This is a genomic window from Bacillus sp. COPE52, from assembly GCF_003355115.1.
Classification (GTDB): domain Bacteria; phylum Bacillota; class Bacilli; order Bacillales; family Bacillaceae_G; genus Bacillus_A; species Bacillus_A toyonensis.
This window is the reverse complement of the sequence record NZ_CP031292.1, coordinates 924,069-950,508: the sequence shown is the minus strand read 5'-3', so window position 1 is coordinate 950,508 and position 26,440 is coordinate 924,069. Positions and strand designations below refer to the sequence as shown.

Here is a 26,440-nt window from a genome sequence, read left to right as displayed (position 1 = left end):
CAAAAGGCAGTCCCTCATAACGAAATTCTGTGTTAACTTATAACAAAAAAAGAGGAGCCATCTCCTCTTAATAAATAAACTCTATTTAATTTGTTCCTTATACTCATGGTTAACAAGTACATACCATTTTCCTGTATCAAATTTTTCTTTATTAATTACGTAAACTTTATTTTCTTTCTTTACATCTCCTGGTTTTAATTCCTTAGTAATAGTAGAGGTCTCGCCTTTTTCAACCCCATAACTACTAGCTGCCCACACATCACTTTGGTAAGCATTATCATTTTCATCCACTAAATCCACTGATGGTAAAGCGGCTAATTTCATCGATTCGTTTGTGATATTTTTCCCTTCTACTTCTACAACAATAAAGACATGTCCATTTTCAGGTTTTTGGAATCCTATACTTTCTTTACCAACCTTATCTCTTTCTACAACTCTTTTTACAGTTACATCAAATTTAGGTGTATGAAAATCCTTGTTTACAGCATACTCTTTTTCTTTTACTTTTGATTTTTCTTTTGTTTGTTCTGTATTTTTCTGCTTTGCATTCTCTTTCGTTTTCGCCTCATCAGTTGTTTGCACTTTCTTTTCCTCTTGTTTAGAATTGGTTTCTTTAGATTCTGAAGAAGTTTTGTCGGATGTATTGCCGCAACCAGATAAATTAAATACTAAAGCACCACCTAAAATACATGTAGTAAATTTTTTCAACATCTCTTTTTATCCCCCAATAACACGATATGTAAATTCCTTACTTATCATAGCAAAAAATACAATCTTAAATTGTTGCATATTGTCGAATAATTAAGAATAATCAATTGTTTTTATTGCATATAAAAAAACATGATCTTGATGTAGTATCAAGATCATGTTTTACGTTGATGTTATTTATAAAATACTTTATCCACATTATAGTTCGCTTGAAATTCGTTAATCATATATATTTCGTGAATTTCTCTTTCCATCAGATCTTCTACAATACATACATCAATACGATACACTTCATCACGATGATTTTTAATACGTTGTTTCACTTTACGTGCTTTCCCAACAAAAAGAAGTTCGTCATTAAAATTATAGTTAAAAATAAGGAGAATTATATGATAGGAGATGCAAATATAGACAGTCGCTGACAATTAGCCTACAACCAATCCCACTCTTTACAAAAATATATCAACGATTATTCAATTATATCGATCGTAACTCCGAATATATCAACGTTTCGACACAACATATCGATTTACCGACAAATTTCGAGCGTGCTATCTCCTAAACTAACAACCAATCCCACACCACGTCCACCTACAAAGAAAAAAAGCACCAGGTCCCCCCAATGCTTTTCCTCAAATCTAAAACAAATGACAAGCCACCTCATGCCCCTTCGCAATCTCGACCATATTTGGTACTTCCTGCGCGCATTTTTCAGTGGCGAATTTGCAGCGCGTTCTGAATTTGCAGCCGGATGGTGAATTGAGCGGGCTTGGAACTTCACCCTCTAGGATGATTCGTTCTTTTCCTGCGTTTGTTGGGTCTGGTTCTGGCATGGATGAGAGTAGTGCTTGTGTGTATGGATGTGCCGGCTTTGTGTATAGGTCTTCGCTGTCGGCAATTTCTACTATATTTCCTAAGTACATGACTCCGATTCGGTCTGATATGTGTCTTACCATAGATAGGTCATGTGCGATGAATAAGTATGTGACGCCTGTTTCTTCTTGGATGTCTTGTAGCATGTTTACGACTTGTGCTTGGACTGAGACATCGAGTGCTGAGATTGGTTCGTCACATAGGATGAAGTCTGGTTTTACAGATAGTGCGCGCGCGATGCTAATTCGCTGTCTTTGGCCTCCGCTAAATTCGTGCGGGTAGCGATATAGGTGTTCTTCTTTTAGGCCAACTTTTTTGAGTAGGTCTAGAATGATTTCTTTTCTTTCTTCGGCTGTGTAAGAGCCGTGAATGTTCATCGGTTCGCTAATAATTTGGAACACATTCATTGCCGGGTTTAATGATGCGTATGGATCTTGGAAAATGATTTGCATTCGTTTTCGATATTCTTTTAGTTCACTTTCCTTTAAGCTTGCGATATCTTTTCCATCGAATAAAACGTTGCCTGAAGTAACATCGTGTAAACGAATGATACTTCTTCCTGTCGTTGATTTTCCGCAGCCAGATTCTCCTACTAATCCGAATGTTTCACCCTTTTTAATTGTGAAGCTAAGGTCATCGACTGCTTTTAATTGCTCTGTTTTTCTGCCGAATAGTCCTTTTTTAATAGGAAAATACTTTTTTAAATTCCGTACTTCAATTAAGTTTTCTTCACTCATGGGAATCACCTACTTTTTCATCGTTTAGCCAGCACATAGAGCGTCTTTCGTTTCCGATTTCAAAATATGGCGGACGTTCTTTTTCACAAATATCCATTTTATGCGGACAACGCTCTGCGAATGGGCAACCTTTCGGCGGATGTAGTAAGTTTGGCGTTACACCTTGAATTGGCGCGAGTCTTTCTTTTACGCCGTTCGATATTTTCGGCAAGGAGTTTAATAGCCCTTTCGTATATGGATGATTCGGCGATTGGAATATATCAAGTACAGGTCCTTCTTCCATAATAAGCCCGCAGTACATAACGATGACACGTGTACAGTTTTGCGCGACAATTCCTAAGTCGTGCGTAATAAGAAGTAACGCCATATTCGTTTCGTTCTTTAAGTTTTTCATTAAATCTAGTATTTGTGCTTGTATCGTTACATCAAGTGCTGTCGTCGGTTCGTCCGCAATGAGAAGGTCAGGGTTACAAGACATCGCCATTGCGATCATAACTCGCTGCTTCATACCGCCGCTTAGTTCATGCGGATATTGTTTTACCCTTTCTTCTGGTGACGAAAGGCCGACTTGTTTTAACAAATTGATCGCGATCTGCTCTGCTTCTTTCTTTTTCACTTTTTGATGACGTATAATTACTTCCGTCATTTGTTTCCCAATTTTCACGACTGGATTTAGCGCCGACATTGGATCTTGAGAGATAAGTGAAATTTGATTTCCTCTAATAGAGCGTAATTCTTTTTCTGATTTAGAAAGTACGTTTTCATTTTGAAAAAGAATCTCTCCTTCTTTCACTTTCCCCGGAGACGTAACGAGAGCCATAACGGATTTTGCCATAACGCTCTTTCCGCTTCCCGATTCGCCAACAATCCCGACGACTTCACCTTTTTTCAAACTAAATGAAACGCCGCGAACAGCTTCTACTTCGCCGCCCTCTATGAAAAAAGAAGTCTTTAAATTTTTTACTTCTAATAGTTTTTCAGACACGCTTTTCACTCCCCCTCACTTAAAGCATTAGTTCTCATGATGAGCCCATTTTGGTGCGAAAGCTTTTTTCAACGCTTCACCGATCACGTTAAAACTTAGTACTGTTAATAGAATAAGGAACCCTGGAAAGAGTGTTAAATACCAAGCTTCACCGATATATCCTTGCGCATTATTTAGCATGCTGCCCCAAGAAGAATCTGGTTCTCTAATACCTAAACCTAAGAAGCTAAGTGATGATTCCATTAAAATCGATGTCGCAATAGTTAATGTCGCGGCGATTATAATGGTTGATAAAATGTTAGGAATGATATGTCTTACAATAATCATGAGTGATTTTTGTCCTGATACTTTTGCGTATAAAACGTACTCTCGCTCTTTTACAGATAACGTTTCTGCCCTTACGATACGCGCAGTGTCCATCCACGTTAGTAATCCAATAATAAGAACTAACGTCGTAATTCCTGGTTTTAAATACGCATTTAATAGCAGCATTAAAAAGAATGATGGAATTGACATAAGTACTTCAACAACTCGCATTAAAAAGTTGTCTAACTTTCCGCCAAAATATCCGCTAATTGTTCCAACTGCAGTGCCGATTGTAATAGAAACAACCATCGCAAGGAAACCGACCGCAAGTGAAACGCGTCCGCCATATAACGCCCTCGTTAAGTAATCCCTTCCATAATCATCCGTTCCGAAAGGATGACTTAAACTCGGTTCTTGTAAACGATCTGGAATCGACATTTTACTAGGATCGTATGGCGATACGAATGCAAAAATTGATGCAATCGTTAAAACCGAAAGTATAATAACTCCCATTACTACAAACTTATTTTTTGTAAAACTACTTTTTATCGTTTGAAATCTCCTATTATTCATTCCAAATCACCCCCTCATGCGAATGCGCGGATCTACTACGCCATATAAAATATCAGCAATTAAGTTACCGAGAATTAACATGAATGATGATAGTAATGTAATTGCCATGATAATCGGATAATCAAATCTAAAAATAGCATTTACCCCAAGTGAACCAAGTCCTGGCCATGAGAATACTGTCTCCGTAATAAACGCTCCGCCTACTAAACTTGGAATCGATAATCCGAAAATTGTAATGATCGGTATTAATACATTTCGAAGCACGTGATTAAATAACACTGTTTTCTTTGAAGCGCCGTACGCATATTGAATTTGTACATATTCTTCTTCTAATTGCTGAATCGTACTTGAACGAATATATCTCATATAAACAGATACGTTTTGGAACGCTAGCACCATGCAAGGTAAAATGCCGTGTTGCACAATATCCCAGACAGAATCTTTACCTACGGTGCGCATACCCATACTCGGAAGTAGGTTCAATTTTAAAGAGAATAAGTAGACTAATAGTAGTGCAAACCAAAAGACTGGCATAGAAATACCAACGTATGAAATAAAGTTTACGATGCGGTCAAAGTATGAATTCTTTTTCACACCTGTAAATAATCCAAGTGGTATTGCGATTACGAATGAGACGAGTAAAGATGATCCCATTAACCCAATTGTTGCAGGTAATCTTTCTGTGATAAGCTCCAAAACAGGACGATGATTTTGAAGCGAGTAACCAAAGTTTCCTGTTAAAATGTTTTTTAACCATAAAAAATACTGCACGTAAATGGGTTGATCTAGTCCTAAACTTTTGCGAATACGCTCCACGTCAATTGGACTCATATTCGGCGTGACAAAGTTTCGAACCGGATCCCCTGGCGCTAACTTTATTAATAGAAAAGAAATAATAGAAATAACAAATAAAAGCGGAATTGCATTTAAAAGCCTCTTTGCAATTACTTTATACACAAACTTCCCCCCTCAGGATAAAGCGAAACTTTAATCAGCCTGCACCAATTAGGCTTTAATGGACAATCCGACGACTCCCGCCCTACTTCCTCGCATTCATCGAGTTTTGAGGCGGGAGTCTTACTGCCCGTTAAAGCGGGATAAAGAAGCTGATTTCCACCAGCTTCTTTACTGTTTCTTATTTCACTTCATAAATCTTAGATAGATCTTCAAACATTGTGACAGGAATTGCTTTCGCTTCTTTTAATCCATCAAACTTTTTATCTACTGCAATAACTGCTTTCGGATAAGCGATTGGTAGATAAGGTACGTCTTCTCTAGCTGTCTCTTGAATTTTATGGTATAGCTCTGCGCGTTTTGTTTTATCAGTTTCAACTGCAGCTTCTTCCCATAGCTTATCGAAGTCAGCATTTTTATAACGTGCATAATTGTATTCTGCATTACTTAAGAATAAGCTCTTATATGAATCTGGCTCAGGTCCCATAATGTAACCACCAAATGTAATGTCATATTCTTTATTCTCTTTATCTAAGCCTTTTTCGCTTGCCGCACTAGCATCTAATGCATTTAGTTCAACTTGTAAGCCAACTTCTTGTAATTTTTGTTGTGTATATAACGCTAAGCTTTCCATAATTTTATTATTCGTTACATACATAACTCGTACTTTTTCTTTATCTTTCACACCAGCTTTTGCTAATAAATCTTTCGCTTCTTTTTTATCATACTTATAGTCTTTAATATCTTTCGCATAATACATAGCATCTGGCGTTAAGATTGAATTTGCTGGTTCTGCAAATTCACCTGAAACGAACGCTGAGTTAATCATTTCTTTCTTATCTAACGCATGCGCAATTGCTTGGCGCACTTCTTTTTTCTTCATCAAATCTGTATTCATGTTATAAGATAAGTAGAATAATCTACCTTCAGGGAATGTCACCATTGAGAAGTTCCCAGTGCTATCTAATTTCTTAAAGTCTTGCGGCTCAATCATCTTCATGTTGATTTGACCATTTTGCAGTGAAACATTTGCTGTATTACGGTCTTTTACAACGCGGTATACGATAGAGTCTAATTTAGCTTTACCACCTACATAATCATCGAATCGATCTAATGCAACGTACTCATCTGATTTATACTCTTTAAACTTAAACGGACCTGATCCAACAGGCTGTAAGTTTTTCGTACTCTTCGCTAAATCTGCTTCCCCTTCAAATACATGTTTCGGAATTGGGAAGAAATCATTCATCACACCTTCGAAAGATGCACTTACTTGCGGTAAAACAAATTGAGTCGTTAACTCATCTACTTTTTTCACCTCAAGCGGTTTTCCTTTAAAAATAAAGTTTTCACGACTTGAGCTATTTTGCTTCTCATCTAAAATAGATTGGAATGTAAATGCTATATCGTCTGATGTAATTTTCTTACCATCATGCCATTTTAAATTATCTTTTAATTTCAACGTCCACGTTAATTGATCTTCTGAAGGCGTAAAGCTCTCAGCAAGAACAAACTTTTTCTTACCGTCTTCCATGTGATATAGCGGCGCATATAAAGCTTGCTGCACAGTTAATGACACACGATCATTCGCATAAAGCGGATTCATCGTATCTGGATTATCGCTAACACCAATCGTTAACGCCCCTCCATCTTTCGGATTCCCTGACTTACTAGTGCCCGCTTGCTTCGAAGAATCTTTTTCCCCAGAACAAGCCGCTAATGCAATAAGTAGTATTAGGACAAATGGTAATGCAAATAACTTCCGTTTCATCTTTCGGCCCCCTCGAACTGTTTATACCCATAAGAAAACTCGGAATTAATCCCGAGTTTTCTTATAAGTTTTAAATTACCACTACCCGTATGTATTGTCAAACTTTTTTGTAAATGTTAAAAGTTTTAAATCTATTAATAGAAACGACTATCTCCCTCCAAAAAAAGACCACCAAAAGGCAGCCTCAAAACTCAATCCTATTCCCTATCCCACGCTCCACCGCTTTCTCATACAAATACTTCGCAACGATAATATCTACTACGGCCAAGCCAACTGATTTGAAAATAGTAATCTCTTCCTCATTCTCTCTACCAGCTTTTTCACCGCTTATAATTTGACCAAGTTCGGCGTGTATGTCGCTAGCTTTAAATAAACCTTCTTTTATTGGCACTTGAAGATCGCCCGTTTCTTCTAATGCTGCTTCTTTTGATTCGACTACTACTTTGTTTGCGTTCGCGATGGCGTGAGATGGTAGTTCTTGCATGCTCGGTCTGAATGAACCGACACCGTTTATGTGGACACCTTTTTGTAGTTTTTCTGAGAAGACTGGTGTGGATGCATTTGTTGTTGTGACGATGATGTCTGCTTCGTTTATCGCTTCATTTGGATTTCTATAAACGTAAGCAGGTTTGCCGAATGTCGTTTGTATATGTTGCACGAATGCATACGCTTTTTCTTCCGTTCGATTGTATAAAATGACCTTTTCGATATTTCTAACCGCGAATACTGCTTCTGCAATTCCTTTCGCCTGTTCACCGGTTCCAATAATACATAAAGTTTTTGCGTTATGACGAGCTAAATGTTTTGTTGCTACTCCTGATAAGGCACCTGTTCGGATCATCGTTAAGTACGATCCTTCTAAAAGTGCGAGTGGTTCTCCCGTTTGAAAGTCTGATAGCATTACAATCCCGTTTATCGTTTTCTTTCCTATCTTTTTGTTCTGCGGGGCGACTGTTACTACTTTTAAGCCGAGTGCCTCAAGTCCTTCCGCTACTGAAGGCATAATTAATGCCGTATTTTGTTCGCTTGCAAATGGTAATGAAGTACGTATTGGTGTGATCGTTCTTTCTGCGGAAAATTCTTGTAAAGCAAGCGCCGCGTATGCAATGACTTCGTTCATATTTACTAAGTTTCTTTGTTCGTTTGCGCTTATGACTAGCATATCTTTCCACCTCCTCCTTCTATCCCGTATTAACGGGCAGTAAGACTCCCATCTGAAAATTCGGTTGGACAAAGAAGTTATATGGGAGATCAACTGCCCGTAAAAACTCGATTGGTGTGGGCTAATAATCAATGGAGGATAAACCCCTCCGCTGATTAAAGTTTCACTTTATCCTAACAAAAATCCCCGATTCAAATCATCTCTCGGATCTAATACAAACTGATGAAATCCTGTAATAAATGCCTGCCCGGTTACTTTCGGAACGATTGCTTCATATTGAGCTACCTCTGTTACAGATAATACTTCTCCCACAAAATGACCATCTGTGATACATTCGTGGATAAAAGTTTCTCCCTTTTGTAAGGCACCTTTTTCAAAAAGGGTTGCGAGTCTCGCAGAAGTTCCTGTGCCGCAAGGAGAACGGTCTACTTGCCCGTCAGCAAAGATTGTCACATTTCGTAAAGTAGCATCTTTTTCTTTCGGTTCATCTGAGAAAATAACACCGTATATTCCTTTTAAACCTTCTTCCAATGGATGTTTTACTTCCATTTGACTTTCAATATAATGTTTAATTTTTCCGCCCCACGTTTGAATAGCAGGTAAGTCTTTGAAATCGACTTTCAAACCAAATTCTTTACTATCCACTACAGCATAAAAGGCTCCACCAAACGCGATATCTACTTGAAATTCATAGTTATCTATTTTGATAGGAACGTCTTTTTTATATACAAACGAAGGAACATTTTCAAATGATACTGACTCTACTTCACTCCCGTTAAACTTTGCGTACGCAATAACTTCCCCGGCAGGGCTATCAATAATGAATTTTTGCTTTTCACCAGTCACTTCAAACATACCTGTTTCAATTCCTACTGTAATAACAGCAATAATGCCGTGGCCGCACATCGTACTCCAGCCTTCATTGTGCATAAATAAAACACCAAAATCAGCGTGAGCACTTGCAGGCGGTGTAACGATACAACCATACATCCCGTGATGCCCTCTCGGTTCATACATAAGAATTTCACGAAGGTGATCCAAATGTTCCATACAGTATACGCGTCTTTCTAGTTGCGTTTCTCCCTTTATCTCTGGCACGCCGCCCGTAATAATTCGAAGCGGTTCCCCAGCTACGTGCGCATCAATAGTTGTGTATATTTTGCTAACCTTCATTTCTATCTCTCCCCTATATGTTAATACTATTTTCATTGCAAGTATCATGCCAACGGATAGAGTATAAAGTGAAACTTTAATCAGTAGGGAGTTTGTCCATCCCCGACTGATTATTAGCCCACACCAATCGGGCTTTTACGTGCAGCCCGATCCCCACCTAATTTCTTTGCTTTCGCTGAATTTTGAGGCGAGGGTCTTACTGCCCGGCGAATAGCGGAATAAATCTGTATACATTTTTCAAAAAACATACACTACTGTCTACTTTTTTATACAGTAAACAGTTGGTGACTATTAGCCTCCAATTTAGCCCCACACTCACCAAACCTCAAAACAAAAAAATCACCCGAAAACCCTGGGGGACCCATCAAACCCTCACCGCCACCACATCCGGCACTTGCTTAGCAATTTCCTCACCAATCTTTATACTTGCCGTTGCAGCTGGAGATGGTGCATTACAAATATGTAGAGAATTGATGCCAGGAATAATGCAAAAGTCATCAACCATTTTTCCGTTTGATAAAATAGCTTGTGCCCTTACCCCTGCATGTGTTGGCACGATATCTTTCTCTGTTAGTTCTGGTATGAGGCGCTGTAAGCTTTTTAAAAATGATTGTTTACTAAATGAGCGCACCATCTCTTTTATGCCTTCTTTCATATTTGGCATCGCCATTTTCCAAAAGCCTGTGTATGTCATTGTTTCCATGAAGTCTTTCATATTAAAGTCCGTTTTCGTATAACCTTCGCGCTTGAAGCTTACTACTGCGTTTGGTCCTGCATGTACGTCTCCATTTATCATTCTTGTAAAATGAACACCTAAAAACGGGAATTCTGGGTTTGGAACTGGATAAATTAAATGTTTTACAAGATGGCGTTTTTCTGGGACAAGTTCGTAATATTCACCACGAAACGGAACAATTTTCATATCAGTTAATATACCTGTCTTTTTCGCAATGCGATCGCTATGTAAGCCAGCGCAGTTAATGAGAAATTTCGTTTTAAATGTGCCTTTGTTTGTCTCAATTGTTACGGCATCTTTCTTTTCCGTAATACGCTCTGCGGCTGTTCCTAAGTGTACTTCACCGCCGCTTTCTTGAATTAAGCGAGCAAATGCATAACTGACTCCTTTATAATCAGCAATCCCGCAAGAAGGAACACGGATAGCCCCTAGTCCCTTTACATGAGGTTCAATTTCAGCTAATTCTTCCTTATCTATTTTTGAAATGTGTAAATCGTTTTGTAAGCCTCTCTCATATAAGTTATGTAAAAGAGGAAGTTCTTCTCTTTCTGTAGCGACAATTACTTTTCCGCACATGTCATAAGCGATGTCATTTTCTTTACAAAATTGAACCATAGCTGCATTTCCTTCTTTGGCAAACTTCGCTTTATAACTCCCTGGTTTATAATAAATGCCAGAATGAATTACTCCGCTATTATGTCCAGTTTGATGGTGTGCAAGTTCCTTTTCTTTTTCAATGATCGCGACTTTCGCACGAGGGAATTTTTTCGTTAAAGCCATTCCAGTTGATAGACCAACAATTCCTCCGCCAATAATTATAAAGTCATACACTCTAATTCCCCCTTAATCGTATAAAAGGCAGGTCTATTCGAAAGACCCGCCGTACATATTATTTAGAAAAATAACCGCGCTGACGCATGAGTTCTCTATATAAATCTTTATTTTTCTCAAATGCAGCTCTTCCGTGCATCCAAAATAAATTGTTTAAAAGAACTAAGTCACCAACTGGTAATTTTAATGCATGTGTTGCCCGTGAGTTTTCAACTGAATAGGATAAGTCTTTCAAATAGTTTGCTTGTTCAATATTATCCGGATATGCAAACTGGTCAATAAAGCAAATGCACGGTGCGTTATTTATATCAAAAAACGTTTCACGATAGACTATTTCTTGCGCATTTTTACTTGGTGGTGCTTTATACGTAATTTTAACAGATGCGAGTGAATGGTTTCTAAATTTTTGAAGATCTTCCCAATCGTCTAAATGTAGTAAACGAGATTCTCCTCCTACTGCATTTTGCTCTTCCATTTTCATCATAAGAAGCCAATCTGTCGGTTCATCAACGAATGTACCATCCGTATGAAGTGTAAACAATCGGTACGCTTGACGAAGGTAAGAATCACTACTATCCGTATCTTTCACATTAAATCTTGCATAATACGTTCCTGTCATTGCATCGAAGTTTGGTGCCCCAATTAAATGTGTTATTGCTGTTGCAAATTTCACGTAATCTGCTGGATCTGCCGTTTCACCTTGCACCCCAATTGTAAATCCGCCCGTTTCACGGTCATGAATAATGCCGCGAATGTTATCCATAAATGATTGCCCAAAAATCTTTCTCATTCCATCAGCAAGATTAAACCGTGAATACGGAATGTATTGTAATGACTGCTCTGAATGCTCTTTTACCTCTTCAAAAAACTGCTTAAGCAATTGCTGATTTAACATAATATGATATAAACGTTTATGCTCCGGATGAGGAATAATTTCATAACCCTCATATTTTTTTGCAAACTTCATCTTCGTACTTTGTTCTGTAATAATCGACATTTCAATTCCTCCCTAAATGAAATATGAAGAACGTATTGACGCTTTTTACAGACAGTTATCCTTATCTTCTTATGCCGAGATTTGGTCTTACTGCCCTAACAGCAAAAAGCCAGTCATACGCACCACGACAGAAAATCGTAGAAACGTACAACTGGCTTATCATTACGAGTGTCTTTAATCTCTTAAAGTACAATAATAATAGACAGTTCATATGAAAACATGTGTAAACAGGAAAACAAGATCGAATTTAGAGAAGGCTAATTTCTCGAATGGATCTTATTAATTAAATAATAATTCTAAATATTCTAACTGTCAATTCGTTTTTTATTATTTCCTCGACATACTTTACACATTTTATAAATCCCCTTTTTTCGCTTCTTGTTTTACAACTTGAATTTCTTTTCACGTATTCATCTTACTTACTCCCAAATAAAATAAGCCAGTCGCATCTCTTTAAAGGAAATACAACTGGCTCTCATTTATCGTTATAAACTAGACATTGATTATAAATTTGTTTCCTCGTACTCTTCCACAGGCTTTTCATCATTTAAATAACTTACATATTGGCGATGCAAATCTTTGACCGCACTGACGATAGCATTTTGCGCTTTTCCTTGATAATGATCTGTAATATCTTGCACAATTTCTTCAATACCATCTCGTAAACTATGTCCTCTTAAAATTTGGGCGACGAAGCCTCTCCCGTGCTCTGTTGCAAGCGTACATGACGCTTCAATAATGACATGATATTTATGATCTGCTTCAATTGTAATTGTTAACGTTTCGTACATACTGCGAACCGCCATCCCTTTCGGAAGTCTCGAATGTCCAGCCATAAAAAAAGTTCCTTTGCGCATATTTCACCCTCCGTTACTATGTTAAAAGCCAGAAAAGCATCGTATACAGCTGCATTGAATTTTATTTACTCCCCTTATCCTTCTAGCTCGTACTCCTGCTAAAGAAGCTCAAGTGGAAAGAAGCTACTCTCTTCATTTTCAAATATAAATCCGGGCTTACAGCGAGGCTACTCACTGCCATCCGATACTAAATTAATCATAATGTAAATAAACTGAATATTCAATATTAATTTGATAAGAAAGTTCCAAATCCCCCCAACATATACTGTTCAAAAGAAAAAAGGAAGTGGTCTCATGTATTACGGAACAAAAGGCTGGTACGTAGCTGAGCTTAAAAAATTAGGTGTCCGCTATCATGAAGGACGAAAACTAGAAAGTTACCGCGGACACGTATTGCGCAATTTATTAATCGCACAACAAGAGAAAACGAAAGAAGAGCAATCTAATATCGATTGATTCTCGAAATATATTAGCGGTTCAACATAGTATATCGACTTATCGACAAATCATCTCCCCATTCCACCAACCAATCACACATTCATACAAACCAAAAAGGCCACCCTAACAGGTGACCTTTTTTCTTATTCACAAACAAGAATTTGTCTAGAAAATGATCCTTTTCTTGTGATACAGCGGTCTGTAATTTCAAATCCCGCTTCATGAATCATGTCGTCCATTGTTTCCATCGTGACAACGACTACTTTTTTTGCGATACGGCGCGCACTTGAAAGAATCGAGAGTTGATCTTCTGGTGTTGCGTGCGTAAATAGGTCGTATGGCATATCGATAATTGCGACGTCGTAGTTCTCAGTAATTTCTTCAATTGGGCCTTTTGTTACTGTTCCTTCAAACCCGAAATGTGCGATGTTTTTTCTCGTTCCAAGAACTACAAGTGGATTTATATCTCTACCAACGATGTTAATCCCCATAGAAAGTGCTTCTACTACTACTGTTCCAATGCCACAGCACGGGTCAATTGCTCGTACTCCATCTGGGTTTGGTACAGCGATATTTGCGACAGCTCTAGCAACACGTGTGCTCAGTGATGTCGAATAGCTATGCGGTTTTTTTATGTGATGATACCAAACTGGATCACTTTCTACATAGTGCCCGAAGTACCAACGTCCTCCAAGAGGAACAATCCCGAATACGCGCTCTGGATTACGAACGTCTGCTTCTCCTTCAATATGCATACCGAGGTCTCGTTCAATAAGGCGTCTTTCCCCATATTCAATTTTATTTTCTTTACCAAGATCATTGATTTTAACGAAGATAACTTTGAATGTCGCTCCCGCTAAATCAATTTGTTCCACTTGTTCTAAAATGCTTTCTAAGTCGTCCCCTTCATACATAACCTCAACGCGCTCTTTAATAAACGGACTTCTACTCGGAGCAATCTTGACTTTACTTTTCAAAATATTAACGTGAGACTCCATCCCAAAGAACGAGCGCATTTCCAAGTAACATAAAGCACGCTCCTCTTCGCGAAACGCATACGTATATATACATGCAGGTGTTTTACTATGATTACTCAATCTATTATCATCCTTTATCGTTTAAAATTGTTATGATCACAATTACTCGAATATTTTTGTATATAAAATTAAATGATATCATATGCCGGAAATAAAGAGAAACCTTTCTAAATCCTTTCGCAAATAAAAGAGACTGCCTATTGGCAATCTCTTTATGTTTAATAACAGAAAGAAGATACATTCTGAGCTTGTTCTTCCTAGTAATCTAGCATACCACCATAAGTTGCTTCTCCTAATGTATCATTTGAAATTGTCCTTAACATATACATTCCCTTCCTCCAAAGGAAGCTTTTTCTGATCAACCCGCTTCGCTTTTCCCGTTTCAAGATCGGTTTGGAAAGTTGAAAAATACCACATTCCTTCTCCATTATCATAATTCCCAATAAGAAACTTCCCTTTATCTAAAGCTTTAAAACAAGTTCCTGTAATACCAAAATCATCTTCATCAATTTTCACTTCGAGCACTTTCCCTTTATGAATGTAAAAAGCTTTCACTGTTGAAAAATTAGAAGACTCACGTTGCAGTGCTATGAAAAAATCTGGTGTACCTTTACTTACAAATCCATTTTTTCTAGACGTATTAAATACAAACTCTCCAATTTTCGCCTCTTGCAAATATAATGTCGCGCTTGTAGATTGTAAGGCAAGCTGATATTCACCTTTATATATTTGATCCCCTTCTTGTGCACCAACCCAAGGTTCTTTTTGCGTTTCATGTTGTTCATTATTCGAAAAAACATGCAAAGTATACGCTTCTCCCTCAGTAGAATTCATTAAAACCGTGTAGCGACTTTGCACTTGTGGATTTATTTGTGAACCTTGTATTTTTCTACTCTCTTTTTTATTCCCCTGGGTATCCTCTACCTTCGTCACTACTTTTTCATCTGAATCTCCTTGAGCACATCCACTTAACATTAAGCTTACAACGATACTCCCCATCAATAATTTCTTCATCTTGCCCCCCTAAATGAAAAGCTGATTAAAAATAATATTTTTAATCAGCCCACTTTATTTTCTATGAAATTAGTCTTCAATTAAATTAGACATTACATACGCATATACTAATGATTCTGTATGTGCAATGGAACTCTCATGCGTACGTTCAAAAGCGTGAGAAGAATCAATACCGGCTCCAATTAATGCATGTTTCACATCAAATCCAGCGCGAATCGCAGCTGATGCGTCAGATCCGTAGTACGGGTAAATATCTACTTTATATTCAATATTGTTCGCTTTCGCAAGCCCAACTAAATGTTTACGTAATGCATAATGGTATGGACCACTAGAATCTTTTGCGCAAATAGATACTGTATATTCATCAGATGTTTGTCCATCACCTAACGCTCCCATATCAACTGCTAAATATTCAACAGTTTCTTCTGAAATGTTAGAGTTTCCACCGTATCCAATCTCTTCATTATTAGAAATTAAGAAATGCGTCGTATATGGTAATGTTACATTTTCATCTTGCAATCTTTTAATTAATTTTAATAGAATTGCTACGCTTACTTTATCATCTAAATGACGTGATTTTATGTATCCACTCTCTGTAATTTGAACGCGTGGATCAAATGAAACAAAGTCTCCTACTTCAATTCCTAATTCGCGTACTTCATTCGCAGAAGAAACACGCTCATCAATACGCACTTCAATGTTTTGCTCATCACGTTTCGCTTCGCCTGCATTTTTATATACGTGTACAGATGTTTGATGCATTAAAATCGTTCCTGTATACGCCTTACCGCTTGACGTTTCAATTTCGCAATATTCCCCTTCTACAGAGTTCCAGCGAAATCCGCCAATCATAGATAAACGAAGACGACCGTCAGATTTAATTTCTTTTACCATCGCACCTAACGTATCAACATGAGCAGTTAATAAACGATGTTGATCATCATTTTTCCCTTTTACCGTTAAAATAAGAGCGCCTTTATTATTACGCTTCGTCTCTACGTTCCACTCACTCACATAGTTTTCAATGAAATTAATAATTTTCGCCGTATTTCCCGATGGACTCGGAATAGAGACAAGCTCCTTAATAAGTTCCATCGTTTCTTTCGTATGATGTGCCATTGTCGTTTCCTCCTCATTTTCTCTATTATTCAGTATACAAAATTTGCTATGAAACCTCTACTTATATGGTCTAATTTTCTAAATTATAGTAAAATTCTCTTTAGTATGTAAAAAGGAGCTACAAAATATGAATATATCAAAAAAATATATACACATTGCACTCATTTGGTTTTTAGCATCATTACTTTGTTTACAAGTTTCTTATGCCGTTCATACTACTACTTCTATTACAATCGGCTGGGGACTAACGGCTATCTTCTTCATTATTAGCTTCATTGCAGCAAAAAAGCATAGCGTTAGTGAGTAACGCTATGCTTTTCCTATAAAACTATTCTTCTGAAACATCTAATAAATAAATCCCTCTTTCAAATCCACCGTGCTCTTCTTTTTTTTGCTTACGAAGGCGTTCTACGTCTTCAATTGTTGCTCCTTCTGCACGCGCTAATGACATAATCACTTCCAGTGCATCCGCAAGAGAATCTAACGCATGTTCACGCTCTTTCATAGAAGCAAATTCACGAACTTCTTCCGTGCCAATTTTTGCTAAAGCTTGTATGTATGCTTGGCCTGTTAATTTTTGTGCTGTATATGTTTTTCCAGACATTAATATTTTCTCTGGAACACGGTCTCTTACTAACTTGTTATAAGTTGACATCATTCATCCTCCTATGTTCAATAACACCCGAGCTCTGCTTTATCCCGCATTAACGGGCAGTAAAACTCCCTCCTCAAAATTCAGATGGGGCAAAGAAGTTAGGTGGGAGATCAACTGCCCGTAAACGCCCGATTGGTTCAACTAATAATCAGTGGGGGATGAACAAAACCCCCACTGATTAAAGTTTCACTTTATAGAAAAACCACTCTTTTTTCACACACGCACTTAACATATCAATTCCTGATCCGTGCGCCCTTACATGCGGAAAGAAATAGTGCTCTGATTTTTCTTCTTCATTACCATATAAAGTTTGGTACTCATCTGGAATCGCTTCTTTTTTCACATCTTTTTCTTTCGTCACCCCGCCAGAAAACGCAACACTTGGATGCCCTTCAAAAAATAATGCAGTTCGTACAGCCATAGATGGTGTACTGTGCAAAGCATAATATACAAACAAAATTATACCGGTAATACCTATAATTTTTTTCATGTATGACTCCTAAAAAAAAGTGCTAACACAATTATACTAAAATGTGTTAGCACTTTCTCCCTTTTATCCCGAATTAATGGGCTAATAATCCGTAGGAAGTGAGCAAAATCCCTCACTAATTAAAGTTTTACTTTATTCCCCTTTAAATGCTGGTAGACGTTTTTCTAAAAACGCAGCAATGCCTTCTTTATGGTCAGCTGTTTGTCTCATCGCATATTGACCGCGTTTTTCAAGCTGAAGCGTCTGTTCTAAATTAGAGCGATTGACTTCACATAAAATTTGCTTCGTTTGAATCATCGCCTTAATCGGCTTTTGTGACCATTCATTAATTTTTTGTTTCACAGCCGTTTGGAAGTTCTCGCTGATTACTTCATCAATTAAGCCGATATCTAACGCTTCTGTTGCTGATAATTTCTTGCCTTCCCAAATAATTTGCTTCGTCATATTTTCACCGACGCGCTTTTGTAGGAAGAAATGACCGCCACCATCTGGAATTAAAGCGATTCCAATAAAGTTCATCGCAATAACTGACGATATATCTGCCATCACATAATCAGCAGTTAATGCAATACTTAATCCAAGACCAGCAGTTGGTCCATGAATTGCACTAATCACAAGCTTCGGCATCGTATATAAAGTTACAACGACTTCAGAAATGGTATTCATAATACCGTCAAACTTGCTTTCATCATTACTTGAAAGCATCGATTTAATATCCCCACCCGCAGAAAAACCACGGCCGTTCCCGCATAGCACAACAATATGCGCAGAACTCTCCGCTACTTCTTTCAACTTTTGTAATAGCTCTTTTAACGTTGGCTCATCTAATGCATTTAACACTTCTGGGCGATTGACCATCACCGTTGCTACGCTTCCTTCATATTTCACAACCACAGATTCTGTTTTACTCGTTACTTCCATCATATACCCCTCTTTTCTACATAAAGATTATACTTATATAATTATAGAAAACAGGTAAAAAATCCTTCTTTTTTCTTAATTTTCTGTCTAATAATCTCGCAATTTGTATATATCCTGTATAAAACATACCATTTCGTTAAAAAATATAGCAATCAAATTCGTTTTATCCATACCTTTCATCTATCTATCATTACAATGAAATAATGTCTTCTTGCATGTACTGCTTAAAAACAAATATTGAAATTCATTCGCCTTACTATAAAGTGAAGGCTTTTACGGTCCGCAGAGCTTCCACCTAACTTCTTTGCTCCAGCTGAATTTTGAGGTGGGAGTTTTGCTGCGCGGTAAATAGCCCGATAAAAAGGTATTTATCCCCTCACTCGGGTGCTGAAATAAAAGAATGAAGAAATGGAGGAACATATGGTTAATAAGTTGAAACAGACGGATAACTACTTCCCACATTTCCTACTGCTATTCATTGTGTTTCAACCAATTTTAGATTTACTAACATCTTTTTCAATCTATGTATTACACATGAGCGCAACAGTCGGAATCGTAGTCCGTTTCGCCTTTATGCTTCTTGCATCAGGGTATCTACTTCTTCATCACAAACAACAAGGTGCGAAAAAATACATTCTCTACTTATGCTTACTTGGAACTGTACTCACAATCGGCCTTGTTAATAATTTAATGGTCAAATCTCCAGTTTCTTTCGGAGAAGAAGTGAAATTCATTTTAAAAAGTGTATATCCAATGGTACTACTGTTTGGGTATATTATCGCTCTTAAAGAGTTAAAAAATAACGAATATGCGTTTCATAAAATCATTATCTATTTCTTATATGCAACGTTAATTTTGAGTATCTCAATTATTGTGGCAATGTTGACTAGTACAGATTTCCCAAGTTATCCGAACTCAAAGATCGGTTCAAGGGGATGGTTCTTTGCTGGAAATGAGTTAAGTTCCATTTTCGCCATTACGTTCCCCATCGTTGTCTTGTACTCAATTCATAAAACAACTTCTTTCTCGAAAATCTATTACTGGATTCCAACTGTACTTGCGATGTATGCAAGCATTATGATTGGAACGAAAGTAGGCTATGGTGCCATTGTTATTACACTTGGTATCGCTCTTTTTTTCTTATTCATTGAATATATTATTCATCGTAAAAAAGAAGGAAAAGGATTCACATATCTTGTAAATACAATTGTTGTTGCTATCGTATTAGGAGGTATACTCATACTTACACCATATACTCCTATCGCCAAAAACATGAGCATCCATTTACAAATATATAAATATAAAAATCCAGTACAAGAAGGAGAGGTAACGAAAGAAGAACGTGAGCAGGGTGAACTAACAGACTCTGAAATGAAGAGTTTAATTTACAGTGATCGTGACAAGTTTTTAAACGTATACAAACAATACTATAAAGACGCACCACTATCTCAAAAACTATTTGGAATGGGCTACGCTGGTAACTATACAACTACACCTAAATTAGTCGAAATGGATTTCTACGACTTATTCTTTGCGTTCGGCATTGTTGGATTCCTTATGTATTTGCTGCCGCTTCTTTATTTCGGTATTAAAATATTCATTCACATCATCACTAACTTCAAGAAACTATTAAATGTAAAACATATGCTACTAGCTAACACACTCGTCTTATCGCTCGGCATCGGCTTTATGTCTGGTCACGTATTAACAGCACCAGCCGTAAGTATTTTCTTCGTTGTTATACTTGCTTATATGATTGTTGATTTGGGAATTGAATAACAAAAAGAAGGTACTCTGAAAAGTCCGTTATACTGGATTTTCGAGCACCTTCTTTTTATTTCATTCGTGTTTTACATACTCTAAATTTTCTTTTGCGATATTTTTATTATACCGTCTAAACACCTAAAAACTTCAATTTCTCTTTCTGTTCATCGTTCGCCATTACTACAATTGTTTTTTCAATGCTTGGATGTACTTGTTCAAGCGTTACACTCGCTCCAGCTTTATTTGACTGCTCAACAAAATTTAATAATGCCATCGCTCCTGACACATCCATATAGCGCACATCTTTCATACGTAAAACAATCGGTGACTTCACATCTTGTAAAGTAGTAAAAATACGATCTACTGATAGGAAAGAGAGCGGTCCTTGAATCGTATACGTTGCTTCTCTTTCTTTTACAATCGAAGTTTTACGTTCTTTACATTTCACAATGTATAGGATGAAGGAAAGAATAATCCCGAATGCAACAGCGATCATTAAATCAAACTTTACTGTGACAATCATCGTTACGAGCATAACAATAACATCACCTTTTGGCGCTACATGCATTTTCTTCATGCTTTCCCAATCGAACATTCCAATACCCGTTAAAATTAAAATACCTGATAATACAGCAAGTGGAATGTATTGTACGACTGAACCGAGTCCCATAATGAAAATAAACAATATAACACTATGCATACTTGCAGAAAGCGCCGTTTTACCGCCACTTCTTATATTAACGATAGATCGTACAGTCGCACCTGCACCTGCTAATCCGCCGAACAATCCGCTCATCATATTACCGATACCTTGTCCGACAAGTTCTTTATTACTTTTATGACGTGTACCTGTCACATTATCCATTACGACTGACGTTAATAAAGAGTCAATCGAACCTAATAAAGCAATACTAAGCGCTGGTAAAATAAGTTCTGCTAATCCTGTTCCACTTAAAGATGGAATATGAAGCGTAGGCATCGCTTCTGGAATCGTTCCAATCTTTTCAATTACTTTATTTAGTGAAAGATTTCCGATAATCGGTACCTTCACTGTAAGCCCTTCTAACAATGAAGAAAATAAAGGCAACAACGCAGTCACACCGACTAACGCAACTAAACTAGATGGAATGGCCTTAATCCATTTTCCAGAAACAATCATTACAATGATCGTTAATACTACGAGCAGAAAACTATTTTGCACGTGTTTTATTTCACCTAAAATAATAATCAGTGCAATACCGTTCATAAATCCTGAAACGACAGGATACGGAATATATCGAACGTAAGAGCCTAGCTTACATACCCCGAATAAAATTTGAAAAAGTCCCGCCATCATAAATGCTATAAAACTCGCCTCTAACCCGTGCGTCGCAATAACTCCTGTCGCGATAACCGTAATCGGTCCAGTTGGCCCAGTAACCTGCCCAGGTGTACCACCAAATAACGCCGCAAATAAACCTGCAAAAATGGCACCATACAATCCGACCAGTGCACCTTCAGACGTTCCCGTTGCCGCAATACCAAACGCAATGGCAAGTGGCAACGCAACAATCGCAACCGTAAATCCTGCTAAACATTCCTTTGCAATTTTTTGAAACATAAAATAACCACCTTCGTATAAAGTGAAACTTTAATCAGTGGGGGTTTTGTTCATCCCCCACTGATTATTAGCCCACACCAATCGGGCGTTTACGGGCAGCAGGGCTTCCACCTAACTTCCTCGCATTCGCCGAAATTTGAGGTGGGAGTCTTACTGCCCGTTAATGCGGGATAAAGTCCACGTTCCATTGTACACCTAAAAAGATTTATTCGTTAGCGTACTTTTTACAGTCTCGTGAAGTAAACGTATTCAATGAAAAATTTCCCCCTTATCTTTGGAAACAATTGCAACTATGCTATAATGAACAAATTAAATCTTTTACTATATACTTGGAGGCACTATGCTAACTTTTGAAGAAAAATTATCGATCATTGAATCTTTCCCTGAATTAGAAAGAAAGAACGTATCATTAAAACGCGTAAACTTTCACTTTGAAGAAAGTCGTTTAGATAAAAAGAACGTTGTATATCATTTACACCCAAATGGAAACGGATTTGTATATGCAAGCGGTATTAAAGGTTACAAAACGGACGATAAAGGTATGATTAACATCCGTGAATTTTCAGCGGAAGAATTACGTTCAGTAATTGAGCAATCAATTGAACTATTATCACAAGAAGAAGTAGTAATCCCTGCAGAACCTGCGAAAGAAGAAGAATGGCATAACGAAGATGGTCATATTCTTACTCTTATATCAGAGGATGACATGTGGAACGTTTATGCTGGCGTAAACTTAGACGGTACATTCAACTCTTATCCAGAAGCAGCGGAATACCTTGATGAAGAAGGTTTTTCACGTAAATAATAAAAATGCCTTTCCAAATTGGAAAGGCATTTTTATTATTTTTTCGTACCTTTTAACGACTCTCTCAGCACAAATTTCTGCAGTTTCCCACTCGCATTACGAGGAAGTTCATCCACAAATAAATAATGACGTGGGCGTTTATAATCTGCTAATTCATCACTTTCTTTACAATACTTTTCTAAATCAGCTTCTGTGATCGCTTCATCTTTCTTTACAATAACGGCTACAACACGTTCTCCCCATAATTCATCAGGTTCACCAAGCACTGCAACATCTAATATACCAGGGTGACTATGGAGGTAATCTTCAATTTCACGAGGATAAATATTTACACCACCGCTAATTACCATATCATCCACGCGATCTGCAACGAATAAATAGCCATCTTTATCAAAGTAACCTAAGTCACCTGAATGATACCATCCTTTATACAGCGATTTTGTGTTTGCTTCTTCACGATTATGATAGCCAGCCATCATAGTCGGACCGCGCAAAATAATTTCTCCCACTTCATAAGGAGGTAATACATCATTTGGCTCTGCAGGTGCATCTTCGTTCGGCTTTACAATACGAATTTCATGGCTAAAACATGGCGTCCCTGCTGAACCAGCTTTCGTAATTTGATCCTCTTCCACGAGAAACGCAACAACTGGCCCCATTTCTGTCATTCCGTATATTTGGACGAGATCAATATAAAGACGTTCTTTACATTCCTTCACTAAAGCCGGTGCCATTGCCGCTCCGCCATATATACCAATTTTCATCGAAGTTAAATCATATTGGGATAAATCTTTTTGCAGCAACATATTCCACATCGTCGGTGCTGCAAAGAACGTTGTAATCTTCTCTTCTTGAATCGTATGTAATACTGTTTCAGTATCAAAGTGATGCAAAATAACATTCTTTCCGCCAACTTGAATGCGCGGTATAATCCCAGCATTCAACTCACCACAATGATATAAAGGTGCTACTACAAGCCCGACACTATCCCTGTTATATTTTAAGAAATACGTACAAATCATACTATGCTCAGTCATTTCACGATGACGATGCAATACGCCTTTCGGATGCCCTGTCGTACCGCTCGTATAAAGCATAGAGCAATAATCCATTTCATCAATTTCAATATCTACTTTCTCAGAAGATGCTGCATTTACTTTTTCATGGTAGGAGCTTGCATAGGAAGGTTTATCGTCTTCTACATACCAAAAGGATGTATTTGGAAAATCTCTTTCAATCATAGCAACAGTTGACTCAACTGCTTTTTCAAAGACAACTACTTTCGAGGATGCGTCCTGAAGAATATAAGATACTTCTTTCGCTTTTAAGCGGAAATTAATTGGATTAAAGATTGCACCAATTTTTGCACAAGCTAAGTAAACGTTTACAAATTCACGACAGTTATATAAGTAAACAGATACACAATCTCCCTTTCTTACTCCCTCTTCTAATAGAGCGTGCGCCGTTTTATTTATTTGTTCATCCCACTGTTTATACGTCCAGCGAATATTTTTTTCTGGTTCCACTAACGCCTCTTTATTCGGATACTTACCAACAGATAAATCAAAAATTCTCCCTATCGTCATGTACATGCCAACAATTTCCCCCTTTTCTCTTTCATAAATCTATCATTTCGTCTATAAGTAGACATTGTCCTCTATAAAATTGACTAATTTTTCTGATTATTATCGACATAGTTTTACAAATGAAGGTATGTTTTGATTCACTTCTCAGTAAATAAAATTATATCAGCGGTTTTTTGAATATATCGACCGTAACTTGAAATATATCAGCGATTTTTAAAATATATCGACCGCAACTCAATATATATCAGCGATTTTTCGAATATATCGACTTACCGACAAAAACTGACAAAATAAAATGAAACTTTAATCGGGTTTTTACAGGCAGCCTGCCCCCCGCAAATAGCGGGATAAAAAAGAGACTGTTCCAAATCGGAACAGTCCTCTTATGCTTACACAAACAGCTCTTCTAAAATTTTCAGTTTATCTTCTGTATATTTTACAAAGCCATCGTTATATGATTTTGGATCTTTCGGATTCGCGAAATGCGTAATTGCGCCCGTCTTCGGATGAACAAACTTACTTGAAGCACCACAGCCAAGTCCGATAATCGATTGTACTTCTTCCATAATAACAATGTTGTAAATACTTTCTTGCGTAGGCATTGCATAACCAACGTTCTCTAAGTTACCTAAAATATTCTTTTGACGATATAGGTAATATGGTACGTAATTATGCTTTTGCGTCCACTCTTCTGCTTCGTGCATCATCGCTGTAATTTCTTCACGACCTGCTACTTTATATTTACGTTTGTTTTGCGTCATTTCAGAAGCACGTTTAAATGATAACGTATGAACTGTTAATGATTCTGGCATTAACTTTTCTGTTTCATCTAACGTATGCTTGAAGATATCTAGCCCTTCACCAGGAAGACCAATAATTAAGTCCATATTAATATTGTTCATTCCCATTTCACGAGCTAAGTGATACTTCTCAATTGTTTCTTCTACAGTATGATGACGTCCAATTGCTTTTAGTGTCTCTTGATGGTATGACTGCGGATTAATACTAATACGGTCAATGTTCCATTTATTTAACACTTCTAGTTTTGCTGGCGTAATTGTATCTGGGCGACCTGCCTCAACTGTTACTTCACGCACATTTTTCACATCTGGGAACGCTTCATACATTTCTTCATACAGCATATCCATCTCTTCTGCTGTAATACTTGTCGGTGTACCGCCGCCGTAATAAATCGTCGTAACTGTTACACCTTTTTCTTTTAAAAACTTACCAATTTCACGAACTTCATAATGTAAACCACCTAAGAATGAATCAACAGAGCCTTGGCGTCCGTTAATTGCATACGCCGGGAATGTACAATATGCACATTTTGTTGGGCAGAATGGAATACCGATATAAATACTTACTTCCTCTTTCAAACGGTATAAATCCGGAACTACCGCTAATTGGCAATCCACAATACGCTGAAGAAGTTCAATTTTCTCTTCATGAATTAAATAGCTTTCACGAAGTTCTTGGTGTGCTTCTTCTTTTGACATACCACTTTGAAGCATTTTATGAAGAAGTTTCGTCGGACGAACTCCAGTTAAAATGCCCCAGCTTTGTTCAAGACCAGTTAACTGCTGAAGAACAGAAAGATATACATAAGAAACAACGTGCTTCACTTGCTTCATACGCTCTTTTTCATCTGTGAAAGCAGATAAATCTTTTGCGAATGTTTCTTCATACACATTTCCAGTAGCAACATCTGTTAAACGAGCTGATGCTTTCACATTCTCTTCAATGTGTATATCAACGATAAGATTTGCTTCCTCTTGTTCAAATCCAATCGTACTATCTTCAAAAAATAAGCCGCCAATATTTTGCAGCGGACGTAAAAAACGATCATCTTGTAACGTTTTAATTGAAATTAACAACATTATCACCTTTTCATTTGCAAACTCTCTTTAGTTTACTTGAAGGGCGTTTGCAGGTCAATACAGAAGGTTTTACCTTATTCCTTCTATTAATAACTTAAAGGCATAAGAGATAATATTTCTCTTATGCCTTTTATACATCTATTAACTATTTTTAGTCATAAATCTTAAACGTATTCCTAATAACACAAGAACAAAACCAACGAATGGAAGATAGTTCATATCATGTCCTGTGGCTGGAAGTTGTTGATTATTAGAAGAACCTTGCCCTTTTTCGGGTAAGTTAGGCTTCTCTGTTCCTTCACCTGGCGTTTCTGTTCCTCCACCTGGTGTTTCTGTTCCTCCACCTGGTGTTTCTGTTCCTCCACCTGGTGTTTCTGTTCCTCCACCTGGTGTTTCTGTTCCTCCACCTGGTGTTTCTGTTCCTCCACCTGGTGTTTCTGTTCCTCCACCTGGTGTTTCTGTTCCTCC

General features: G+C 37.5%; 25 protein-coding genes and 1 pseudogene. 4 read left to right on the top strand and 22 right to left on the bottom strand.

Annotated elements, in window-relative coordinates; all coding sequences use genetic code 11:
* Positions 1-81: 81 nt before the first annotated feature.
* The 12 genes and pseudogenes from DPQ31_RS04665 to DPQ31_RS04610 all read right to left on the bottom strand — a co-directional run bounded on the left by DPQ31_RS04665 (position 82) and on the right by DPQ31_RS04610 (position 12,663).
* Positions 82-711 carry a DUF4352 domain-containing protein gene (locus tag DPQ31_RS04665; RefSeq protein WP_208731598.1) on the bottom strand — a complete coding sequence of 210 codons (630 nt, stop codon included), beginning with the start codon at positions 709-711 and terminating at the stop codon, positions 82-84.
* Positions 712-881: 170 nt separating this feature from the next.
* A pseudogene (locus tag DPQ31_RS04660) lies at positions 882-1,076 on the bottom strand (nucleotide excision repair endonuclease); the annotation flags it as partial.
* Between the two features lie 270 nt (positions 1,077-1,346).
* Complete coding sequence (locus DPQ31_RS04655) at positions 1,347-2,318, bottom strand: ABC transporter ATP-binding protein (protein ID WP_208731597.1); 972 nt, start codon at positions 2,316-2,318, stop codon at positions 1,347-1,349.
* Positions 2,311-3,303 carry an ABC transporter ATP-binding protein gene (locus tag DPQ31_RS04650; protein WP_208731596.1) on the bottom strand — a complete coding sequence of 331 codons (993 nt, stop codon included), beginning with the start codon at positions 3,301-3,303 and terminating at the stop codon, positions 2,311-2,313. The genes DPQ31_RS04655 and DPQ31_RS04650 overlap by 8 nt, the downstream gene beginning before the upstream one ends.
* Positions 3,304-3,330: 27 nt before the next feature.
* The gene (locus tag DPQ31_RS04645; RefSeq protein WP_208731595.1) at positions 3,331-4,182 is read right to left on the bottom strand and encodes an ABC transporter permease; all 852 of its coding nucleotides are present in this window, start codon (positions 4,180-4,182) and stop codon (positions 3,331-3,333) included.
* Positions 4,183-4,188: 6 nt separating this feature from the next.
* Entirely contained in the window at positions 4,189-5,139 is a 951-nt protein-coding gene (locus DPQ31_RS04640) for an ABC transporter permease (protein ID WP_208731594.1), read from the bottom strand.
* 178 nt (positions 5,140-5,317) lie between these two features.
* Complete coding sequence (locus DPQ31_RS04635; RefSeq protein WP_000823575.1) at positions 5,318-6,907, bottom strand: ABC transporter substrate-binding protein; 1,590 nt, start codon at positions 6,905-6,907, stop codon at positions 5,318-5,320.
* Between the two features lie 184 nt (positions 6,908-7,091).
* Positions 7,092-8,069 carry an ornithine cyclodeaminase family protein gene (locus DPQ31_RS04630; RefSeq protein ID WP_208731593.1) on the bottom strand — a complete coding sequence of 326 codons (978 nt, stop codon included), beginning with the start codon at positions 8,067-8,069 and terminating at the stop codon, positions 7,092-7,094.
* A gap of 168 nt (positions 8,070-8,237) precedes the next feature.
* The gene (locus DPQ31_RS04625) at positions 8,238-9,290 is read right to left on the bottom strand and encodes a proline racemase family protein (RefSeq protein WP_106080478.1); all 1,053 of its coding nucleotides are present in this window, start codon (positions 9,288-9,290) and stop codon (positions 8,238-8,240) included.
* Positions 9,291-9,606: 316 nt separating this feature from the next.
* Positions 9,607-10,809 carry an L-2-hydroxyglutarate oxidase gene (gene lhgO, locus DPQ31_RS04620; RefSeq protein ID WP_208731592.1) on the bottom strand — a complete coding sequence of 401 codons (1,203 nt, stop codon included), beginning with the start codon at positions 10,807-10,809 and terminating at the stop codon, positions 9,607-9,609.
* A gap of 58 nt (positions 10,810-10,867) precedes the next feature.
* On the bottom strand, positions 10,868-11,806 hold the full coding sequence (gene glaH, locus DPQ31_RS04615; RefSeq protein WP_087970968.1) for a glutarate dioxygenase GlaH: 939 nt from the start codon (positions 11,804-11,806) through the stop codon (positions 10,868-10,870).
* A 503-nt stretch (positions 11,807-12,309) separates the two neighbouring features.
* A complete protein-coding gene (locus DPQ31_RS04610) occupies positions 12,310-12,663 on the bottom strand; it encodes a DUF3870 domain-containing protein (protein WP_001225458.1) in 354 nt (117 codons plus the stop codon).
* A 225-nt stretch (positions 12,664-12,888) separates the two neighbouring features.
* On the opposite strand from DPQ31_RS04610, the gene DPQ31_RS04605 reads away from it, so the two are divergent.
* Positions 12,889-13,119, top strand: a complete 231-nt coding sequence (locus DPQ31_RS04605; protein WP_173781714.1) for a YflJ family protein — start codon at positions 12,889-12,891, stop codon at positions 13,117-13,119.
* Positions 13,120-13,244: 125 nt separating this feature from the next.
* On the opposite strand, the gene DPQ31_RS04600 is transcribed toward DPQ31_RS04605, so the two are convergent.
* From DPQ31_RS04600 to DPQ31_RS04590, 3 genes are all read right to left on the bottom strand, one after another.
* Positions 13,245-14,198 carry a TRM11 family SAM-dependent methyltransferase gene (locus DPQ31_RS04600; protein WP_208731591.1) on the bottom strand — a complete coding sequence of 318 codons (954 nt, stop codon included), beginning with the start codon at positions 14,196-14,198 and terminating at the stop codon, positions 13,245-13,247.
* A gap of 240 nt (positions 14,199-14,438) precedes the next feature.
* Positions 14,439-15,152, bottom strand: a complete 714-nt coding sequence (locus tag DPQ31_RS04595; protein ID WP_208731590.1) for a hypothetical protein — start codon at positions 15,150-15,152, stop codon at positions 14,439-14,441.
* A gap of 69 nt (positions 15,153-15,221) precedes the next feature.
* On the bottom strand, positions 15,222-16,271 hold the full coding sequence (locus DPQ31_RS04590; protein ID WP_208731589.1) for a M42 family metallopeptidase: 1,050 nt from the start codon (positions 16,269-16,271) through the stop codon (positions 15,222-15,224).
* A gap of 127 nt (positions 16,272-16,398) precedes the next feature.
* Between DPQ31_RS04590 and DPQ31_RS04585 the strand changes: the two genes are divergently transcribed.
* Positions 16,399-16,578 carry a hypothetical protein gene (locus DPQ31_RS04585; RefSeq protein ID WP_001027088.1) on the top strand — a complete coding sequence of 60 codons (180 nt, stop codon included), beginning with the start codon at positions 16,399-16,401 and terminating at the stop codon, positions 16,576-16,578.
* Between the two features lie 21 nt (positions 16,579-16,599).
* Here DPQ31_RS04585 and DPQ31_RS04580 read toward each other — a convergent pair whose 3' ends face one another.
* The 3 genes from DPQ31_RS04580 to DPQ31_RS04570 all read right to left on the bottom strand — a co-directional run bounded on the left by DPQ31_RS04580 (position 16,600) and on the right by DPQ31_RS04570 (position 18,337).
* Positions 16,600-16,926, bottom strand: coding sequence for a nucleoside triphosphate pyrophosphohydrolase (locus DPQ31_RS04580; protein WP_000109210.1), 327 nt, complete (start codon positions 16,924-16,926; stop codon positions 16,600-16,602).
* 178 nt (positions 16,927-17,104) lie between these two features.
* Positions 17,105-17,416, bottom strand: a complete 312-nt coding sequence (locus tag DPQ31_RS04575; RefSeq protein ID WP_000720137.1) for a hypothetical protein — start codon at positions 17,414-17,416, stop codon at positions 17,105-17,107.
* A 132-nt stretch (positions 17,417-17,548) separates the two neighbouring features.
* Positions 17,549-18,337 carry an enoyl-CoA hydratase gene (locus DPQ31_RS04570; protein WP_000454189.1) on the bottom strand — a complete coding sequence of 263 codons (789 nt, stop codon included), beginning with the start codon at positions 18,335-18,337 and terminating at the stop codon, positions 17,549-17,551.
* 420 nt (positions 18,338-18,757) lie between these two features.
* Here DPQ31_RS04570 and DPQ31_RS04565 point away from each other — a divergent pair, with 420 nt between their 5' ends.
* Positions 18,758-20,116 carry an O-antigen ligase family protein gene (locus DPQ31_RS04565; protein WP_097959674.1) on the top strand — a complete coding sequence of 453 codons (1,359 nt, stop codon included), beginning with the start codon at positions 18,758-18,760 and terminating at the stop codon, positions 20,114-20,116.
* Between the two features lie 115 nt (positions 20,117-20,231).
* Here the strand turns inward: DPQ31_RS04565 and DPQ31_RS04560 are convergent, their stop codons facing one another.
* Positions 20,232-21,701: a SulP family inorganic anion transporter gene (locus DPQ31_RS04560; protein WP_000486660.1), complete on the bottom strand. Its 1,470-nt coding sequence runs from the start codon at positions 21,699-21,701 to the stop codon at positions 20,232-20,234.
* Between the two features lie 340 nt (positions 21,702-22,041).
* On the opposite strand from DPQ31_RS04560, the gene DPQ31_RS04555 reads away from it, so the two are divergent.
* The gene (locus DPQ31_RS04555; protein ID WP_000955010.1) at positions 22,042-22,506 is read left to right on the top strand and encodes a hypothetical protein; all 465 of its coding nucleotides are present in this window, start codon (positions 22,042-22,044) and stop codon (positions 22,504-22,506) included.
* A 35-nt stretch (positions 22,507-22,541) separates the two neighbouring features.
* Here the strand turns inward: DPQ31_RS04555 and DPQ31_RS04550 are convergent, their stop codons facing one another.
* The 3 genes from DPQ31_RS04550 to DPQ31_RS29230 all read right to left on the bottom strand — a co-directional run.
* Positions 22,542-24,098, bottom strand: a complete 1,557-nt coding sequence (locus DPQ31_RS04550) for a fatty acid--CoA ligase (protein ID WP_199632076.1) — start codon at positions 24,096-24,098, stop codon at positions 22,542-22,544.
* A gap of 383 nt (positions 24,099-24,481) precedes the next feature.
* Positions 24,482-25,972 (bottom strand): coproporphyrinogen III oxidase, encoded by a 1,491-nt coding sequence (locus tag DPQ31_RS04545; RefSeq protein ID WP_002007015.1) that lies wholly within the window; start codon positions 25,970-25,972, stop codon positions 24,482-24,484.
* 141 nt (positions 25,973-26,113) lie between these two features.
* Positions 26,114-26,440: LPXTG cell wall anchor domain-containing protein (locus tag DPQ31_RS29230; RefSeq protein WP_261797504.1), on the bottom strand; the 327-nt coding region annotated here is incomplete at its 5' end.

Coding starts and splice junctions, on each gene's coding strand:
- DPQ31_RS04665 (WP_208731598.1), bottom strand. CDS start 711: ATGTTGAAAAAATTTACTACATGTATTTTAGGTGGTGCTTTAGTATTT.
- DPQ31_RS04655 (WP_208731597.1), bottom strand. CDS start 2,318: ATGAGTGAAGAAAACTTAATTGAAGTACGGAATTTAAAAAAGTATTTT.
- DPQ31_RS04645 (WP_208731595.1), bottom strand. CDS start 4,182: ATGAATAATAGGAGATTTCAAACGATAAAAAGTAGTTTTACAAAAAAT.
- DPQ31_RS04635 (WP_000823575.1), bottom strand. CDS start 6,907: ATGAAACGGAAGTTATTTGCATTACCATTTGTCCTAATACTACTTATT.
- DPQ31_RS04630 (WP_208731593.1), bottom strand. CDS start 8,069: ATGCTAGTCATAAGCGCAAACGAACAAAGAAACTTAGTAAATATGAAC.
- DPQ31_RS04625 (WP_106080478.1), bottom strand. CDS start 9,290: ATGATACTTGCAATGAAAATAGTATTAACATATAGGGGAGAGATAGAA.
- glaH (WP_087970968.1), bottom strand. CDS start 11,806: ATGTCGATTATTACAGAACAAAGTACGAAGATGAAGTTTGCAAAAAAA.
- DPQ31_RS04610 (WP_001225458.1), bottom strand. CDS start 12,663: ATGCGCAAAGGAACTTTTTTTATGGCTGGACATTCGAGACTTCCGAAA.
- DPQ31_RS04595 (WP_208731590.1), bottom strand. CDS start 15,152: ATGAAGAAATTATTGATGGGGAGTATCGTTGTAAGCTTAATGTTAAGT.
- DPQ31_RS04590 (WP_208731589.1), bottom strand. CDS start 16,271: ATGGCACATCATACGAAAGAAACGATGGAACTTATTAAGGAGCTTGTC.
- DPQ31_RS04585 (WP_001027088.1), top strand. CDS start 16,399: ATGAATATATCAAAAAAATATATACACATTGCACTCATTTGGTTTTTA.
- DPQ31_RS04580 (WP_000109210.1), bottom strand. CDS start 16,926: ATGTCAACTTATAACAAGTTAGTAAGAGACCGTGTTCCAGAGAAAATA.
- DPQ31_RS04575 (WP_000720137.1), bottom strand. CDS start 17,416: ATGAAAAAAATTATAGGTATTACCGGTATAATTTTGTTTGTATATTAT.
- DPQ31_RS04570 (WP_000454189.1), bottom strand. CDS start 18,337: ATGGAAGTAACGAGTAAAACAGAATCTGTGGTTGTGAAATATGAAGGA.
- DPQ31_RS04565 (WP_097959674.1), top strand. CDS start 18,758: ATGGTTAATAAGTTGAAACAGACGGATAACTACTTCCCACATTTCCTA.
- DPQ31_RS04560 (WP_000486660.1), bottom strand. CDS start 21,701: ATGTTTCAAAAAATTGCAAAGGAATGTTTAGCAGGATTTACGGTTGCG.
- DPQ31_RS04555 (WP_000955010.1), top strand. CDS start 22,042: ATGCTAACTTTTGAAGAAAAATTATCGATCATTGAATCTTTCCCTGAA.
- DPQ31_RS04550 (WP_199632076.1), bottom strand. CDS start 24,098: ATGTACATGACGATAGGGAGAATTTTTGATTTATCTGTTGGTAAGTAT.
- DPQ31_RS04545 (WP_002007015.1), bottom strand. CDS start 25,972: ATGTTGTTAATTTCAATTAAAACGTTACAAGATGATCGTTTTTTACGT.